14 protein-coding genes and 1 pseudogene are annotated in these 16,984 nt (G+C 60.7%); 2 read left to right on the top strand and 13 right to left on the bottom strand.

Annotation, left to right across the window (positions count from 1 at the left end; all coding sequences use genetic code 11):
* Positions 1–136: 136 nt before the first annotated feature.
* The 7 genes from B5T_RS07465 to recJ form a co-directional block, all read right to left on the bottom strand.
* The gene (locus B5T_RS07465) at positions 137–1,243 is read right to left on the bottom strand and encodes an enoyl-CoA hydratase/isomerase family protein (protein ID WP_014993879.1); all 1,107 of its coding nucleotides are present in this window, start codon (positions 1,241–1,243) and stop codon (positions 137–139) included.
* Between the two features lie 116 nt (positions 1,244–1,359).
* A complete protein-coding gene (ung, locus tag B5T_RS07460; RefSeq protein WP_041716932.1) occupies positions 1,360–2,040 on the bottom strand; it encodes a uracil-DNA glycosylase in 681 nt (226 codons plus the stop codon).
* A complete protein-coding gene (locus tag B5T_RS07455) occupies positions 2,033–2,701 on the bottom strand; it encodes a TetR/AcrR family transcriptional regulator (RefSeq protein ID WP_014993877.1) in 669 nt (222 codons plus the stop codon). Before B5T_RS07455 ends, ung begins: the two co-directional genes overlap by 8 nt.
* Before the next feature lie 114 nt (positions 2,702–2,815).
* Positions 2,816–4,315 carry a lysine--tRNA ligase gene (gene lysS, locus B5T_RS07450; RefSeq protein WP_014993876.1) on the bottom strand — a complete coding sequence of 500 codons (1,500 nt, stop codon included), beginning with the start codon at positions 4,313–4,315 and terminating at the stop codon, positions 2,816–2,818.
* Positions 4,316–4,377: 62 nt separating this feature from the next.
* A protein-coding gene (prfB, locus tag B5T_RS23005; protein ID WP_148279224.1) for a peptide chain release factor 2 occupies positions 4,378–5,497 on the bottom strand; the annotation gives its coding sequence in 2 pieces (ribosomal slippage) (positions 4,378–5,424 and positions 5,426–5,497; 1,119 coding nt in all).
* Positions 5,498–5,761: 264 nt separating this feature from the next.
* Positions 5,762–6,046, bottom strand: a complete 285-nt coding sequence (locus B5T_RS07440; protein ID WP_014993874.1) for a DUF7352 domain-containing protein — start codon at positions 6,044–6,046, stop codon at positions 5,762–5,764.
* A gap of 333 nt (positions 6,047–6,379) precedes the next feature.
* Complete coding sequence (gene recJ, locus B5T_RS07435) at positions 6,380–8,077, bottom strand: single-stranded-DNA-specific exonuclease RecJ (RefSeq protein ID WP_014993873.1); 1,698 nt, start codon at positions 8,075–8,077, stop codon at positions 6,380–6,382.
* A 304-nt stretch (positions 8,078–8,381) separates the two neighbouring features.
* On the opposite strand from recJ, the gene fadB reads away from it, so the two are divergent.
* Positions 8,382–10,529, top strand: a complete 2,148-nt coding sequence (gene fadB, locus B5T_RS07430; RefSeq protein WP_014993872.1) for a fatty acid oxidation complex subunit alpha FadB — start codon at positions 8,382–8,384, stop codon at positions 10,527–10,529.
* Positions 10,530–10,553: 24 nt separating this feature from the next.
* Positions 10,554–11,729 (top strand): acetyl-CoA C-acyltransferase FadA, encoded by a 1,176-nt coding sequence (fadA, locus tag B5T_RS07425; RefSeq protein WP_014993871.1) that lies wholly within the window; start codon positions 10,554–10,556, stop codon positions 11,727–11,729.
* Between the two features lie 399 nt (positions 11,730–12,128).
* Here the strand turns inward: fadA and B5T_RS07420 are convergent, their stop codons facing one another.
* The 6 genes and pseudogenes from B5T_RS07420 to B5T_RS07400 form a co-directional block, all read right to left on the bottom strand.
* Entirely contained in the window at positions 12,129–12,854 is a 726-nt protein-coding gene (locus tag B5T_RS07420) for a zeta toxin family protein (RefSeq protein WP_014993870.1), read from the bottom strand.
* A 122-nt stretch (positions 12,855–12,976) separates the two neighbouring features.
* Complete coding sequence (locus B5T_RS23000) at positions 12,977–13,861, bottom strand: hypothetical protein (protein ID WP_148279223.1); 885 nt, start codon at positions 13,859–13,861, stop codon at positions 12,977–12,979.
* A gap of 216 nt (positions 13,862–14,077) precedes the next feature.
* A complete protein-coding gene (locus tag B5T_RS07415; protein WP_229682930.1) occupies positions 14,078–14,506 on the bottom strand; it encodes a hypothetical protein in 429 nt (142 codons plus the stop codon).
* The gene (locus tag B5T_RS07410; RefSeq protein WP_014993867.1) at positions 14,481–15,077 is read right to left on the bottom strand and encodes a nucleotidyltransferase domain-containing protein; all 597 of its coding nucleotides are present in this window, start codon (positions 15,075–15,077) and stop codon (positions 14,481–14,483) included. Before B5T_RS07410 ends, B5T_RS07415 begins: the two co-directional genes overlap by 26 nt.
* A gap of 100 nt (positions 15,078–15,177) precedes the next feature.
* Positions 15,178–16,100, bottom strand: a pseudogene (locus tag B5T_RS07405) (nucleotidyl transferase AbiEii/AbiGii toxin family protein).
* Complete coding sequence (locus B5T_RS07400; RefSeq protein WP_014993866.1) at positions 16,087–16,860, bottom strand: type IV toxin-antitoxin system AbiEi family antitoxin; 774 nt, start codon at positions 16,858–16,860, stop codon at positions 16,087–16,089. The pseudogene B5T_RS07405 and the gene B5T_RS07400 overlap by 14 nt, the downstream one beginning before the upstream one ends.
* Between the last annotated feature and the right edge of the window lie 124 nt (positions 16,861–16,984).

Below are 16,984 nucleotides of genomic sequence, written 5' to 3'. Positions count from 1 at the left end.
GGGCACCAGCGCAATGCGGGCATACTCATTATCACTGGTATTTATGGGGCGGTTCGCCTGCAGGGCAGGCTCCTACAAAAAACTCGCTGACGAAGCCGCTGTAGGAGCCTGCCCTGCAGGCGAACCTTCCTGGAGCCTACAAATCCGCCAGCGGATGCTGCGGCGCCGGGTTTTTGAAGAAAGTGTCGATGTACCCCGCCGGCACCTCATGCACACTGCGGTGGCGGAAGCGCGGTTTGCCGTCCTTGTCGATCAGCAGCGCGCGCACGCCTTCACGGAAATCCGCGTGCAGCGCGCATTGCACCGACAGCGTCCATTCCATGCGGAACACATCCTCAAGCGACAGATAACGCGCCCGGCGCAGTTGCTCCCACACCAGGAAAGCGGTTTGCGGACAACCGCCGGTGAGGTTGGCGCGGGCCTTGTCCAGCCAGCTGTCGCACTCCTTCGCCGCCAGCAGGGTATCCACCACTTCCGGCAAGTCAGCGCCGTCGCACCAACGGTCGATAAGATTACGGCGCGCGCTGACGGCGCCGTCCAACTGCAGCGGATAGTGGGCAGCGTCGCGGAAGAAACGAAACAGCAGGGAGTTGTCGGCGGCGCGCTCGCCGGTGAAGCTCTGGCCGCCGAGATCGTCCAGCAGGTGCTCCGCGTCCTGGTCCAGGCAGCGGTCCGCCAGCCCCAGATCCAACGCGTCACGGGCATCGAGATGAACGCCGGTGAGGCCCAGAAACAAACCGGTACGGCCCGGCAGGCGATTGAGGAACCAACTGGCGCCCACGTCCGGGTACAGACCGATGTTGATTTCCGGCATACCAAGCCGGCTGTTTGCCGTCACCAGCCGGAAGGTGCTGCCTTGCATCAGGCCCATGCCGCCACCGAGCACCAGGCCGTCCGCCCAGCAGATCACCGGTACCGGCGAGCGGTGCAGGCGGTAGTCGAGCCGGTATTCGGCGGCGAAGTAAGCCTCCACTTCCGGGTTCCGGTCCTTGCCCGCGTGGCGCACCATGGCCCGGTGCAGGGCCACCACATCACCGCCGGCGCAAAACGCCTTGTCACCAGCGCCTTCCAGCCAGATCGCGACGATGTCGTCACGGTTTTGCCAGTCGTCCAGCCGCCGGCTCAGTGACTCGATCATCTCCAGACTGAGCGCATTGAGAGCGGCGGGGGCGTTAAGGGTGGCGCGGCCAATCACATGGCCGGAGGCGGTGGGCAATTCCTGAAACTGAACGGTGTCGGTCATGCCGGCACGGGCTCCTTTTTCCGATAGAAATCCCGATAGAAAAAGAATCGATTGGAGAAACCGTCGATCTGAAAAGTATCAAACCATGGAAAGCCCCCGGGTGTTGCAAAAAGCCGTTAAAGGGCCCAATCCACCGGGGTCTTGCCCTGTTGAATCAAATACTGGTTGGCACGGGAAAAATGGCCGCACCCGAGAAAACCGCGATGCGCCGACAGTGGCGACGGGTGCGGCGCGGTCAGCACGCAGTGGCGCCGACGGTCGATCAGGCGTCCTTTCTTTTGCGCGTAGCTGCCCCACAGCATGAAGACCACGCCCTCGCGCTCGCGGTTGATGTGGTCGATGGCCTGATCGGTGAACTCTTCCCAGCCCTGCTTTTGATGGGAGGCGGCCTGGCCGGCGCGCACGGTAAGCACCGCGTTGAGCAACAGCACGCCCTGTTTGGCCCAGGGCTCCAGATTGCCGTGATCGGGGGCGGGAATGCCCAGATCCCGTTCGATTTCCTTGAAGATATTGACCAGGGACGGCGGCACCCGCACGCCCGGCTGCACCGAGAAACACAGGCCGTGGGCCTGGCCCGGCCCGTGATACGGATCCTGGCCCAGGATCACCACCTTGACGTCCTCGAAGGGGGTATCGTTGAAGGCCCGGAAGATGTCCGGGCCCGGCGGGAACACGGTCTCGCCTTTTTGCTTTTCCTCACGCAGGAACGCCCGCAGACGCACCATGTAATCCTTGTCGAACTCCGCCGCGAGGACGTTCATCCACCCCGGTTCCAGGGCGGCCTTGGCGTCAGACATGGGGTACCAACCTGTCCAATAAATGTCGTGTCCGGTTACGCAGGGACGACTCGTCCACCCATTCGGGGTGCGCCAGCAGACGCACCTCGATGACCATGATCTGGCCGTGGATCAGTTCCGCGTCCAATTGCGGCTTGTCCGAGCCAAAGGCCCGGCAGGCCTCCACCAGAATATCCGTTTGCTGCTGCAAATAAAGGTCCGCCAGCTCCCGCAGCCGCTGGTCCAGGATCGCTTCCTGCAGGAACGCCTGCTCGGCGATCAGGTGCTCGCGCCGGTTCTGCAGCTCATCAAGGATAAAGCGCGTGGTCAGATCCGCCAATTGGTCAATCAACTGGCTCCTTTGCTCGGCGTTATTGATCGGCGCGCCGTCGAGCTGCCGGATCAGCGCGAAGGCCTGATCCCGGAACGGCCCGATCACATCACTGAGGGCCCGTTCCGCGAACAGCGTGAAGGTGTCGGCGATCAGATCGCCGATATCCTTGAAATAGTAGGTGGTGGCGGACAGCGGCACATCGGCCTCGCGCGCCACGGCCCGGTGCCTCACGGCACGGATACCGTCGCGGACGATGATGGTCAGGGCAGCCTCGAGAATGGCGCGCCGGCGCTGTTCGCTGCCGGCGCGGCGGGCCTTGCGGCCTTGGTATTGAATGGTCGTGGTCATAGGACGACTCGTTATTCTGCTAATGATGGCCATTCCAGCTTACCAGCAGGTGTAAGCTTAGTAAGGCCTCACTTTGCAACGCTTCGTGACCACAGCCAGCCGCCCCGCTGGCTGTCAACGCCCCTGGGGCCGCATGTGCGGGAACAGGATCACATCCCGGATCGACGGCGAATTGGTGAACAGCATCACCAGCCGGTCGATGCCGATGCCCTCGCCGGCGGTGGGCGGCAGGCCGTGCTCCAGGGCGGTGATGTAGTCCTCGTCGAAGAACATGGCCTCGTCGTCGCCGGCTTCCTTCTCCGCCACTTGCTGCTTGAAGCGCTCGGCCTGGTCCTCGGCGTCGTTGAGCTCGGAGAAGCCATTGGCGATCTCGCGGCCGCCGACGAAGAACTCGAAGCGTTCGGTGACGAACGGGTTGTCATCCCGGCGCCGGGCCAGCGGCGACACTTCGGTGGGGTAGTCGGTGATGAAGGTGGGGTCCTTCAACCGGTGCTCCACGGTTTTCTCGAAAATCTCGATCTGCACCTTGCCCAGGCCCCAGATCGGCTTGAGCGGAATGCCCAGCCCTTCGGCGATACGGCGGGCGCCCTGCTCGTCGGCCAGCTCGGCGGCGTCCATATCCGGGTTGAACTGGAGGATCGAGTCGAACACCGACAGCCGCGCGAACGGCTTGCCGAAATCATAAACCTCGCCCTGGTACTGGATCTCGGTGGTGCCCAGCACGTCCCGCGCCAGGGTGCGCAGCATGTCCTCGGTGAGGTCCATGAGGTCCTGGTAGCCGGCGTAGGCCTGGTAGAACTCCAGCATGGTGAATTCCGGGTTATGCCGGGTGGAGAGGCCCTCGTTTCGGAAGTTGCGATTGATCTCGAACACCTTCTCGAAGCCGCCCACCACCAGCCGCTTGAGGTACAGTTCCGGCGCGATGCGCAGGTACATGTCCAGGTCCAGGCTGTTGTGGTGGGTGATGAACGGCCGCGCCGTGGCGCCACCGGGGATCACTTGCAGCATCGGCGTTTCCGCTTCGATGAAGCCCTGCGCCACCAGATAATTGCGGATACCGGCCACCACTTGCGAGCGGATCTGGAAAGCGCGGCGGCTGTCGTCGTTGACGATCAGGTCCACATAACGCTGACGATAACGGGCCTCGGTGTCGGTGAGGCCTTTGTGTTTTTCCGGCAGCGGCCGCAGCGCCTTGGTGAGCAGACGGTAGTCGTCCATCATCACGTACAGATCGCCCTTGCCGGATTTGCACAGCTTGCCGCGCACGCCAACGATGTCGCCCAGATCCCAGTGCTTGGTGTCTTTTTGCACGTCCTTGCTGGCGTAGATCTGGATCCGCCCGGACATGTCCTGCAGCACTTTGAACGCCTTGCGGTCCAGCATCAGGCGGCCGGCCACCGCCACCTGGATGTCCCGCCCTTCGAGCTCTTCCTTGCTCAGATCACCGTATTGCGCCTGCAGATCGGCGGCCAGCACGTCACGGCGGAAGTCATTGGGGAAAGCCGCGCCCTGTTCGCGCCAGGCCGCCAGTTTGGCGCGGCGCTCGGCGATCAGACGGTTTTCATCGGCGCTGTCGTTGGCGCTACCGTTGGGAGTGTTCTGTTCGTCAGCCATTATCTCTCTAACCTGTTTCGCGGTCCGGCGGCGGACCCTGGTATTACAGCCCGCGTCTCTCTTTACAACCCGCTTTTAAGGGACGCTTCGATAAAGCGGTCCAGATCACCGTCCAGAACCTGCTGGGTATTGTGGCTTTCCACGTTGGTGCGCAGATCCTTGATGCGGCCGTCGTCCAGCACGTAGGAACGGATCTGGCTGCCCCAGCCAATGTCCGACTTGGCGTTTTCCTGTGCCTGCTTGGCCGAGTTGCGCTTCTGCATTTCCAGTTCGTAGAGCTTGGCCATCATCATCTTGGTGGCCTTGTCCCGGTTCTGGTGCTGGCTGCGTTCGGACTGGCACTGGGTGACCACGGTGTGTTCCTGGCCGGTATCCGGATCGGTGAACACGTAGGTCAGACGTACCGCGGAGTCGGTCCGGTTAACGTGCTGACCACCGGCACCGGAGGCGCGGTAGGTGTCGGTGCGCAGCTTGCCCGGGTCGATCTCGATGTCGATGTTGTCATCCACTTCCGGCGCCACGAACACCGAGGTGAACGACGTATGGCGGCGGCCACCGGAGTCGAACGGACTCTTGCGCACCAGACGATGGACGCCGGTTTCGGTACGCAGCCAGCCGTAAGCGTAGGGCCCTTCGAAACGCACCGTGGCGGACTTGATGCCGGCCACGTCACCGGCGGAGGCTTCCTCCAGGGAGGTCTTGAAGCCGTGGGCCTCGCCCCAGCGCAGGTACATGCGCAGCAGCATCTCCGCCCAGTCCTGGGCTTCGGTGCCGCCGGATCCGGCCTGAATATCCAGGTAGGCGTTGTTGGCGTCCATTTCGCCGGAGAACATGCGGCGGAATTCCAGATCCGCCACCAGCCGTTCGAGCCGCTCCAGGTCCGCTTCCACTTCCGGGACGGTGTCTTCATCGCCCTCTTCCACCGCCAGTTCCAGCAGGTCGCCGGTGTCGGTGATGCCCTGACCGGCCTCGTCGAGGGTCTTCACCACCAGCTCCAGTTGCGCCCGCTCCTTGCCCAGGGCCTGGGCCCGCTCCGGCTCGTTCCACACGTCCGGGGTGGCCAGTTCCCTTTCTACTTCGACCAGTCGCTCGCTTTTTACAGCGTAGTCAAAGATACCCCCTAAGCGCTTCCACGCGCTCGGACAGGTCGGCAAGGTGCGTACGCAGCGGATTGACTTCCATAAGGCGTCTACTCGAATCGTCTCAAATGAATGGGGAAAGGCGGTGATTTTAGCGGTTTGTGGGGCGACTGACGAGGGGCACGCTTACACGCAACACGCCGGCACGCCATACTTGCCGGCCCCGGGGCCTGTTGGAAAGGCCGGATTACCCGGGAAAGTGAATCACCATGATGCCTACCATCAGCCGGGCTCCTGTCTTTGCGTGCCAGCGTGTTGCGTGTTGCGTGTTGCGTGTTGCGTGTTGCGTGTTGCGTGTAAGCGTCGTCTAATCCTTCAACTCAAAAACGTGATACGCCTCCGGTTTGAGGGTATCCAGGGTGGTGCCGATATAACGGGCGTTGTCGGGAATGCCGCTGCCGGTGGCGAACACCTTGAAGCGCCGGGTTTCCTTCGGCGTGTCGATGACGGTGTCGGCGTCCACTTCCACCCACATATAAATCAAGGCTTCCTGGGCCACGTAGTCCACCCGCAGAACGGTGCCGTCCTCGGGCAAACGCAGCTCCTGCACCTGGCTCGAGATGTCCAGGCGATGCTTGTGAATTGTTTTCATGTCTCCCCTCCGTTAAGGGTCGCTGCTCCCCGGGATGGCGATAGCCGCCGGGGGATGGTCAATCCGGCCTTTTGGGCCGGCGTTAGCGCCAAGCCGCGAAGGCGGCGGGGCGCGCAATCGTTAAGGCGCGGTCAGGCGCGAAGAGCAATGCTAGCAAAGTCCCCGGGGGGAGACACCTGAAACGCAACACGCAACACGCAACACGCAACACGCAACACGCAGCGAAAAGCGTTGTGGCCTCTTTCTCTCAGTCAACGCCTTGTCCTTTATTGAAGGCGCGGCCAATGGCCGCCTCCTCATTCGCGTGCGAGCGTGCTGCGTGCAAGCGCCTTTTCACACCACCTGCAAATACTCAAACAACAGCTGCGGATTGCGCTGGCCGCGGAATTCATTCACTTCCAGCCGGTAGATGCCCTCCACCCGCTGAATCCGGGTGGGCAGGTCCGCCACCGGCGCGTTGAAGAAAATACCGTCCACCGCCGCGCCCACGTCCGGCAACCCCAGGGTCAGCTTGAGGTGGCGCTCCCCCACCACCCGGTGGTTAAGCACCTCGAACACCCCGTCGAAACGCGGCGGCGGGAACCCCTGGCCCCAGGGGAAACGGTGGCTGAGCAGTTCAGCGTTGGCCAGAGTGATATCCACCTCGCCCAGCTCGCCATCGGTGTCGATAACGTCCAGAAACACATCCTCGTCGGCCTGGGCCGTCACCGCCGCCTGGAACGCCTCGGTGAACTCGGCCAGATAGCGGCGTTCCAGGGTCAACCCGGCGGCCATGGCGTGGCCGCCGAACTTCTGCAGCAGACCGGGATGGCCGGTGGCCACCGCGTCCAGCACATCGCGCAGATGCAGGCCGGGAATGGAACGGCCGGAGCCCTTCAGCAGCCCCTGCTGCCGGGCCGGAGCAAAGGCGATCACCGGCCGGTTCAGCGCCTCCTTGACCCGCGAGGCGAGAATGCCCACCACCCCTTCGTGCCAGTCGTCACCATGCAGGCACAGCGCCGCCGGCGTCGGTCCGGTGAGCCGTGCCACCTCGGCCATGGCGGCCTCGCGCATGCCCTGCTCAATGCCGCGCCGCTCTCGATTGATGGTGTCCAGCTCCTGGGCGTGCCGCTCGGCCTCCGCGTCGCTCTCCGCCAGCAGACACTCGATGCCGTGGCTCATGTCCGAGAGGCGCCCGGCGGCATTGAGGCGCGGCCCGGCGGCGAAGCCCAGATCGGCGGCCACGACTCGCGCGGGATCACGGCCCGCCACCCTCAGCAGCGCACGCACCCCCGGTGAGCCCTGGCCGGCGCGCAGACGGCGCAGCCCCTGCTCCACCAGAATGCGGTTGGCGCCGTCCAGCACCACCACATCCGCCACCGTGCCCAGCGCCACCAGATCGAGCAGGTCCACCACCCGGCCGCGCAATTCCAGCGCGCTCTGCAACGCCATCAACACATAGAAGGCCACGCCAACACCGGCCAGGTTGGCGGCGGGAAAGCCCTCGTCGCAGAGACGGGGGTTGAGAATGGCGTCGGCGTCGGGAAGCGTGTCGCCAGGCAAATGGTGGTCGGTGATCAGCACACGCAGACCGGCGGCCCGGGCCGCCGCCACGCCATCGATGCTGGCGATGCCGTTGTCCACGGTGATCAACAAATCCGGCTGGTAACGCTCCCGGGCCAGGTCGACAATGGCCGGCGACAGGCCGTAGCCGTACTCGAAGCGGTCCGGCACCAAATAGTCGGGACGGACGAAGCCGAGCTGTTGCAGGCCCTTTACCATCAGGGCGGTGGCGGTGGCGCCGTCGGCGTCGTAATCGCCCACCACGCACACCCGCCAATGCTCGCGCCGCGCTTGCAGCAGCAGCGCCACCGCCTGCTCCAGACCACCGAATTGACGCGGGTGCGGCAGGCGGTTCAGGCTCAGGTCCAGCTCCTCGGCGCCGCTCATACCCCGCGCCGCCAGGATTCGTGCCAGCAACGGCGGCACCTCGGCCAGCCCGGCGGGGATTTCCACATGACGGCGGCGAATGGTGGGGAAAGCACGGACCACGGCGGACAACCTTTCATCAATTTGAAGCGGGGGCTGAGTATACAGGGTCGACGGGTATACTGGGTCAATGCATTTACAGGGCCAGGGCGTTGGTGGAACCGATGACAACACGGTGGCCGACCATAAAGTCACAAAAGAGGCTAAATAAACCGCCTTCGCTTTCTTATACTTGGCGCCCCTTAATCGGTTTCGCCATTCATGTGAGTGTTTACTCACGTGCTGGCACACGGGCCTCCACGGAGGCGGAAGCAGGCTCACCAAATGCGGCGACACGCCGCGGACTTTGGGACTGGAGAGCAATCTTATGATCTATCAAGGCAACGCCGTAAGCGTACAACTGCTTGACGACGGCATCGCCGAGCTGAAGTTCGACCTTCAGGGCGAGTCCGTCAACAAGTTCAACCGGGCCACCCTGGAAGACTTCCAGAAAGCCATCGACGCCACCAAGGGCAGTGACCAGATCAAGGGTCTGATCGTCACCTCCGGCAAGAAGGTGTTCATCGTTGGCGCGGACATCACCGAATTCACCGAAATGTTCTCCCAGGAAGAAGCGGAGATCGCCAAATGGTCCCGTGAAGCCAACAACATCTTCAGCGCCTTCGAGGATCTGGACATTCCCAAGGTGGTCGCGATCAACGGCTTCGCCATGGGCGGCGGCCTGGAAATGTGCCTGGTGTGCGACTTCCGGGTGATGAGCGAACAGGCGCAGATCGGCCTGCCGGAAGTGAAACTGGGCATCTTCCCGGCCTTCGGCGGCACTGTGCGCATGCCGCGTCTGGTGGGCGTGGACAACGCCGTTGAGTGGATCGCCACCGGCGCCCAGCAGAGACCGGAAAAAGCCCTGAAGGACGGCGTGGTGGACGCGGTGGTCAAGCACGACGACCTGCACAACGCCGCCATCGATCTGGTCAAGCAGTGCCTGGCCGGCAAAATCGACTTCCGCGCCAAGCGCCAGGAAAAACTGGAGCCGCTGACACTGCCGCCGATGGAAAACATGATGGCGTTCCAGACCTGCACCGCCATGGTCATGCAGCAGGCCGGCAAGAACTACCCGGCGCCGGTGGAAGCCGTGAAGGTGATGCAGAAAGCCTCCGGCATGAAGCGCGAGGAAGCACTGGACGTGGAAGCCCAAGGCTTCGCCAAAGTGGCCAAGACCCCGCAAGCCACCGCCCTGGTGGGCCTGTTCCTGGCCGACCAGCAAGTGAAGAAGGTCAACGGCAAGGTCGCCAAGACCGCCAAGGACATCCAGCAGGCCGCGGTACTGGGCGCCGGCATCATGGGCGGCGGCATCGCCTTCCAGTCCGCCCTCAAAGGCACCCCGATCATCATGAAGGACATCGCCGACAAGGCGCTGGACCTGGGCATGAACGAGGCCTCCAAGCTGCTCGCCAAGCGTGTCGCCAAAGGCAAGATGGACGCCGCCAAAATGGGCAAGGTGCTCTCCTCCATTCGCCCGACCCTCAACTACGGCGACTTTGAAAACGTCAACGTGATCGTCGAAGCCGTGGTGGAAAACACCAAGGTGAAACAAGCCGTGCTGGCGGAAGTGGAAGAGAAAGTGGCGGACGGCACTATTTTGGCCTCCAATACCTCCACCATCTCCATCACCAAACTGGCGGAAGCGCTGAAAAAACCGGAAAACTTCGGCGGCATGCACTTCTTCAACCCGGTACACATGATGCCGCTGGTGGAAGTGATCCGCGGTGAGAAGACCTCCGACGAAACCATCGCCACTCTGGTCGCCTACGCCCAGAAAATGGGCAAGAATCCGATCGTCGTCAACGACTGCCCCGGGTTCCTGGTGAACCGCGTGCTGTTCCCGTACTTCGCCGGCTTCGGCATGCTGGTACGCGACGGCGCCGACTTCCAGCAAGTGGATAAAGTGATGCAGAAATTCGGCTGGCCCATGGGCCCGGCCTACCTGCTCGACGTGGTCGGCATCGACACCGGCGTGCACGCCGCCAAAGTGATGGCGGACGGCTTCCCGGACCGCATGCAGCACGACTTCAAGGACCCCACCGAAGTCATGTTCGAGAACGAGCGCTACGGCCAGAAGAACGGCATTGGCTTCTACCGTTACGAGCAGGACAAGAAGGGCAAACCGAAGAAAGTGGCCGACGAAGGCAGCTACGAGCTGCTCAAGCCGATCGCCGCCGAGCGCAAGGAATTCGACGCCGAGGAGATCATCGCCCGCATGATGATCCCGATGTGCACCGAAACCGTCCGCTGCCTGGAAGACAACATCGTCGGCTCCGCCGCCGAAGCGGACATGGCGATGATCTACGGCATCGGCTTCCCGCCGTTCCGTGGCGGGCCGCTGCGCTACATCGACAGCATCGGCACCAAGGCATTCGCCGACCTGTGCGACAAGTACGCACACCTGGGCGCCCTTTATGAAGCGCCGCAAATGCTCAAGGACAAGGCCGCCAAGGGCGAGTCCTTCTTCGCGTAAGGCACGGGCAGAGGAGATTTATTTATGAGTTTGAATCCGAAAGACGTAGTCATTGTCGACGCTGTCCGTACCCCCATGGGGAAAAGCAGAAACGGCCAGTACCGCCACGTTCGCGCGGAAAAGCTGTCCGCCCTGCTGGTGGAAGCGCTGCAAGCCCGTAACCCGGGCTGGGACCTGAGCAAAACCGAGGACGTGATCTGGGGCTGTGTGAACCAGACCAAGGAACAGGGCATGAACATCGCCCGCAACATCGCCATGCTGGCCGGCCTGCCCCGCACCACCGCGGCGCAAACCGTGAACCGCCTGTGCGGCTCCTCCATGCAGGCGCTGCACAGCGCGGCCCAGGCAATCCAGACCGGCAACGGCGAGGTGTTCGTGATCGGCGGCGTGGAGCACATGGGCCATGTGGCCATGGACCACGGCATCGACCTCAACCCGGAACTGTCCAAGGTCACCGCCAAGGCCTCCAACATGATGGGCCTGACCGCGGAAATGCTTGGCCGCATGCACGGCATCACCCGTGAACAGCAGGACGAGTTCGGCGTGCGCTCCCACCAGAAAGCCTGGGAAGCCACCGAACAAGGCCGCTGGAAAAACGAAATCGTGCCGATCGAAGGCCACGACGCCGACGGCCACAAAGTGCTGTGCGAAATCGACGAAGTGATCCGCCCCGGCGCCAGCATCGAGGACATGGCCAAACTGCGCCCGGTGTTCGACCCGGTCAGCGGCACCGTCACCGCCGGCACCTCCTCGGCACTGTCCGACGGCGCCTCCGCCATGCTGGTGATGAGCGCCGAACAAGCCCAGGCCATGGGCCTGAAACCGCGAGCCAAGATCCGCAGCATGGCCGTGGCCGGCTGCGACGCCGCCATCATGGGCTACGGCCCGGTACCAGCCACCCAGAAAGCCCTGGCCCGCGCCGGCCTGACCATCGACGACATCGACTACGTCGAACTCAACGAAGCCTTCGCCGCGCAATCCCTGCCGGTACTGAAGGACCTGAAGTTGCTCGACAAAGTCGAAGAGAAGGTCAACCTCAACGGCGGCGCCATCGCCCTGGGCCACCCCCTGGGCTGCTCCGGTGCCCGCATCACCGGCACCCTACTCAACGTCATGGAATGGAAAGACGGCCAACTTGGCCTGGCGACCATGTGCATTGGCTTGGGTCAGGGGATTGCTACGGTGATTGAGCGGGTTTAAGTCCTAACCACTCTAGAGACCCCCTCTTTTCTGGGGGGAATACCTCGCCCTCTCAGGGCGAGGTATTTCGGGTCTTGCCTGCCAAGAACGAGATTGGAAACAAAAAATCGCCGGGAGCGATTTTTGACGTCACGAGAGTGACGGCCCGAAGGGTGGCCGCCATGGACGGTGGTCACAAAAAAACCCCGGTTATCCACCGGGGTTTTCTTTATCTACAAACCTGAACGCTTATCACCCTGCCTTGCTGGCTTCCCCTACAAGGCGATTCTGCCGTTCGGATGCCCGTTTGAGCACACGGCCATACACCCGTTTACGCTCCGCGGAGGAGGCGTTTCGGATGAAATCAGAAAACGGGGTCGATTCCACGACGGGGGGCGATTTCTTCAGCATGTTTCCACCCTAATCCAGTCCGAGCATCCGCTCAAGGTCCGCGCGAGTGTATTTCTCGGGAATATAATTGTCAACTCGCTCCACGTTGGCTTTGTAAAACCGGTGGGAGCCATCTCGGTTCTTCAACAGTAAATCCACCCGGATATCGAGATACTCATCCTTAAGCCGATTCACCACTTCACGAGCCGTAAAGTATTGATCTGCAAAGTCTTCCGGCAGTATTCGTCGACCTTCCCTGGCCTCCCGCGCCTGAACGAAATCCCAAGCCAGTATGGGCTCCTGGTAGACATACAGGATCTGTACGAAACGGCCTTTTCTCAAACAACGTTCAACGTTTCGCCTGGCGACATCATATCTGGCCAAAGTGCCATCCAGCAGGAAGCTCTGTTGTTGCTTCAGAGCCAAGTCGATCACTTTTTCAACCAGAATCGAGACTCCGCCCTGGAAGAGCCAGGAATTACCACCGGAATAACCCGGCAACTCGGAACGAAGCTCGTCAGGGTCAATACGCAGAATATCACCACCTTCGCCCTTAACGCTTTCGAGCAACTCGATGGAGGCTTCCGTCTTCCCCGCCCCAGGAGAGCCCGCCATGAACACAGACACCGGGGACTTTTCAGGCACAAAACGGGAAGTGTCCGTTAGGCGACGACCAATCTTCTTCTTATTCTTTCTTGCGTAGGCAATCGCCTCTTCCTGAAGCTCTGACTCATCCTCACTAAGTTGACCCACCATATGCCGCCGCCCTCCCAAGATATGAAATCGAAATATCCAAGGCATCAGATCTGAACTTGGAGCCTAAGATAAGGCATGAAACCTGGCGGTGATGAGAGTATAGCCTCTCACCTCCCAATTCATTATCGGCAAATCTCTTCCAGCTTTTCTTGAAACCTATCAATAGACGGATCTGGTATATTTTCTGTTTTCATCAGACCCAAATCGGCCCATTTCAACCAACGCTCCAATGCCAATACCAACTCAGCCCCTCCATCAAAAGAGCCAACATCTTTTAAATAAAGTTCAGGATCATAAAGCATGTCTTCTGGATACCAAATTTTACCTCTTATTCCATGTACACCTTCATCCTTCCATCCCAGGAGTTCCAAACCTCCACCTAGCCTCTTAATGTATGCTCTATCCTGGTAAACGCCATGGATATAAACGCCATTGTTTTCAGCTTGCGCGATACAAGCAACCAGATCAGCCCTCGATCTCCAATAAGAAAATGACCAGTTGTTACATATGTGAAAGCGATAGATCGGCACCTCCCCAATACCACCGATCTCTTCTTGAAGGATAAGTAATGCAGGATCTGGATATTTACTATCTTCTACAGCCAAAAGGCAGCCCGAAAGCCTGTTTCCTGCATTTTTAGATATAATATTCTCGATCAATAAACCAAACCCTTTAGGGTTTTTGTAAAAATCGTGAGTCGGGTAAATTTTGTCTGATACACCATCAAACCACTCCCTACGAACTGCGAACAAGTCACATACGTCATCCAGCATTCTATCGTCTATTTTTTCCAGTAGTTTTTCTCTGACCTGGATATCAGCAATACTGAGACCGTGACCGAAGAATCGCGGAATCTGATTTCCGTAAACCCCATGGATTTGAAATACCATTAAAAACTTTTCAACAATATCTGGAACAGGTTTCTCTGGACGCGCTTTTTTCCATAGTCTTTGCAACCTACCCCAAATAGAGAACCCAGCCTCAATCTCACTCAGAACCACTTTCACCCCCTTCTTTCTACTCCCCTAAACACATTTGAAAACTATCCATGTTTGCAAACCTCCCCAAATCGATTCTCTCCACTCTCCCGTCAGAAAGAGCTACTGCCACGCCCGTGTCATCCCCACATACAACAGCAGCACTTCATTATCCAGGTTCTCCCCGTCATCCCTCAAGTCACCCAGGCCCACCAGCACCACGGTGTTGAACTCCAGCCCCTCGGGTCATTCCTTGATGTCGCCCAACTTCTCGACCCGTTCCAGCACCTCTTCGGTCACCGCCAGCAGGTCGTCGATCAGTTGCGATGAAATATCCAGATGCCCCTCATATTCCGCCTGGTTCCGCCGCTTGTGGCACAGATCGAGCAGTCGCCATTGGCTGCTTTCCAGCCCGAGGGTATGTTCCAGGCATTGAAAGACCAGGTAGCGATTGCCGGAGCGGTAGCCGTGCCAACGCAAGGCGGCCAGTGACAAGGCATGGGCGGCGCCGTAGGCAAAGCTGAACTTGCCCTCCTCCGACAACCCACTGAGATGTGCATCCTGAAGGCGCCGCCGGGCGGCTTGCACCATGCCATCGAATTCTTGTTGGTCGGGCGGTTCCTGTTTAAGGCCGCCGGTTTTCACCAGATTATCCAATGCCGTCCAGGTCATCATCGCTTCCCTTCACCCATAATTTAGGTTGTTCCATAACCCGTTCTATAAAGCTGTTCCCCTGCGCCCGCTTCTGATTCAACTCCTCCGGTGTATAGATGGAGGGATTGACCGGTCGCATCAGTTCAGACTCCAGTGGCAGCAGGCAGTTCATAACCTCGCTATAGGCCAGACCCTGCCCCACCAGCATCAGATCAATATCACTGTTCTTATCTTCCGTCCCTTTGGCCAGCGATCCATATACGAACGCCAGCACCAGCCGATCTTCAATCGGTTGCAAAGCTCCGCGCAATACCTCGGCAACACCGAAGGTTTTACGGACAATCGCCAGTAACTCCGGGTACACCGGAGAGTCCGTGTTGGCCTGATAGTAGTTTTGATTGCCTTCGCGGGTCCGCGACAGGATGCCCGCCTGGGCCAGTTTATCGAGTTCACGCAACACGGTGCCCCGCCCCATTTCGAGCCGGCGCAGGATGTCGTTGGTGTAGAAGCGCGCGTCGGGCACGCTGAAGAAAAGGCCCAGCACGCGCTGCTGTGTTTTGGTAAACAGGGCATCGCCCAGTGTCAGAGCCATTGCATGCCTCTTTAAGACCCATTTTGGGTACTATCATCCCCAAAATGGGTCTCGTCAAGTCCCCTCCTTCCAAACCGCCTCAGACTTGATAGAAATTTACCTACCCGACATCCCCCATCGAAAGCACACGCCGCAACGCCATCAGCGCGCTGCGCCGCTTCTCTTGCGTCATCTTTTCGATATTGCGCAACTTCCATTGCACCGCCGGCAGGTTCTCGATGCCGCTGATGCCCAGCGCCGCCCAATCCGGAGGTCCTTGGTAGAGACTGCAGAGAAAGCGTTTTTCCGGGTCGGTCAGTTGCGCAAGGAGCTGGTTCAAGGCCTGGGTTCCGGCTTTTCTTAATTCCTCCAGGGTGACCGGGCGCAGTGTCATGCCGCTGAACTCGCCGGCGAAGACGTCGCGCATGGGCCGCCAATGCGGTTGCAGCAGTTCGTCCATCGGGCGGGGGTGGCTGATCAGATAGACCAGAAACGCTTTGCGCAGTTGATCGGCGATGCCCTCGTTCTCAAGCAGCAGCATGACATCGAACAGGTCTCTTGGATGCTGGCGGTCGAAGGCGGCGCAGAGTTTGCCGGCGTAGAGGTCCGCCAGCGCCACCACCGGGACTTCGGCGAAGCCGAATTCGTCCTCCACGGTCGCCACCACTTCGCGGTTCACGACGGGGAAAACCGTGCCTCGCATCACCGGGGACAGTTCCACTTTGATGGCGGTGTTGTTCCGTTCCACGGTGAGATGCAGCGAGTCGATTTTGTGCCGGTAGCTGCGGTCACGGTGGCGGCCAGCCCCTGTTCCAGGTCGTCGGCGATGCGGTCTAGGGCCTGGTGAATGGCCGGCAGCGCCTGCTCTCTGTCACCGTCCGGCAGGTAGACCAGGTCGATGTCCACGGACAGGCGTGGCAGGTCGCGCACGAACAGATTGATGGCGGTGCCGCCCTTGAGGGCGAAGCAGGATTCCCGGAACACAAAGGGCAGCACTTGCAGCAGCAGCGCCACTTGCCGGTAGTAGGGGTTATTCCTGTCCATGGAAGGCTTCCGGAACGGTGATCAGGTAAGCGCGGTCCAGCCGCCCTCCTCTAACCACGCTGCGTTTTCCCGAGCCCAGGTCGTAGTCCGCCGGGTCCAGGCGTTTGCGCCAGGGATAGGGATGGCGATCGGCGAAGAAGAAGAAAAGACGTTTTACCCGCACGTGGCGGCAGGCGTGCAATAAGGTATTCAGCCGGCGTGGCGACAAGGCACTCAGGCCGCGCATCAGATTATCCGCGTGTTCGAAGCTGACGCTCTCGGGGACGTCCGCCAGCACTTCCAGGAACGCCTGTTCCGGGGAGGCCATGGGCCAGCCCTCCACGGTAGGCGTGCGCTGTTCGCGAACGCTGCCGCTGTCTTGCAGGGCCTGTTGGTCCCACAGCCGCGTGGTGACGTGCCACACCCAGTCCACCCCGACCGGCAGCCGTGCCAGCCAGGCCGGCGTCGGCCCGGGTGAATACAGGTGAACCCGGGAAGCCATGGTCACGTAATGGCCGAGCCCCGACCGTTCCAGCGCGGACAGCCCGCCCACATAGACCGGGTGCGGCATCATCCGGTCCAGCGAGGCGACCACGCCTTCCCAGGTCACCGGCAGGCCCGGACGCGCCAGCAGGCCGCGGGCCGGCGCGATCAGACGTCCGGATTTCAGCGCATTGTCCAGGGCATGGCGGGACGCCCCACGGGCCTGCAGCCACTGGCGGGTGGCCACCTGGCCCATGGGCAGGCTGGCGGCCCATTCCGAGGGGGAAGACAGACTCATGGTTTACCCTCATCCCTATTTACGGCGAAAATCGACGCAAATTTGAAGAACACCAAACCATTTTGTCCCTTGAAGTTTGAAAGTCAAATAATTTGCGGCGATTTTCGCCGCAAAAACTCTTTTT

It is taken from the genome of Alloalcanivorax dieselolei B5 (assembly GCF_000300005.1).
In the GTDB taxonomy this organism is placed as follows: Bacteria; Pseudomonadota; Gammaproteobacteria; order Pseudomonadales; family Alcanivoracaceae; genus Alloalcanivorax; species Alloalcanivorax dieselolei.
This window is presented reverse-complemented; position numbering and strand designations above follow the sequence as displayed.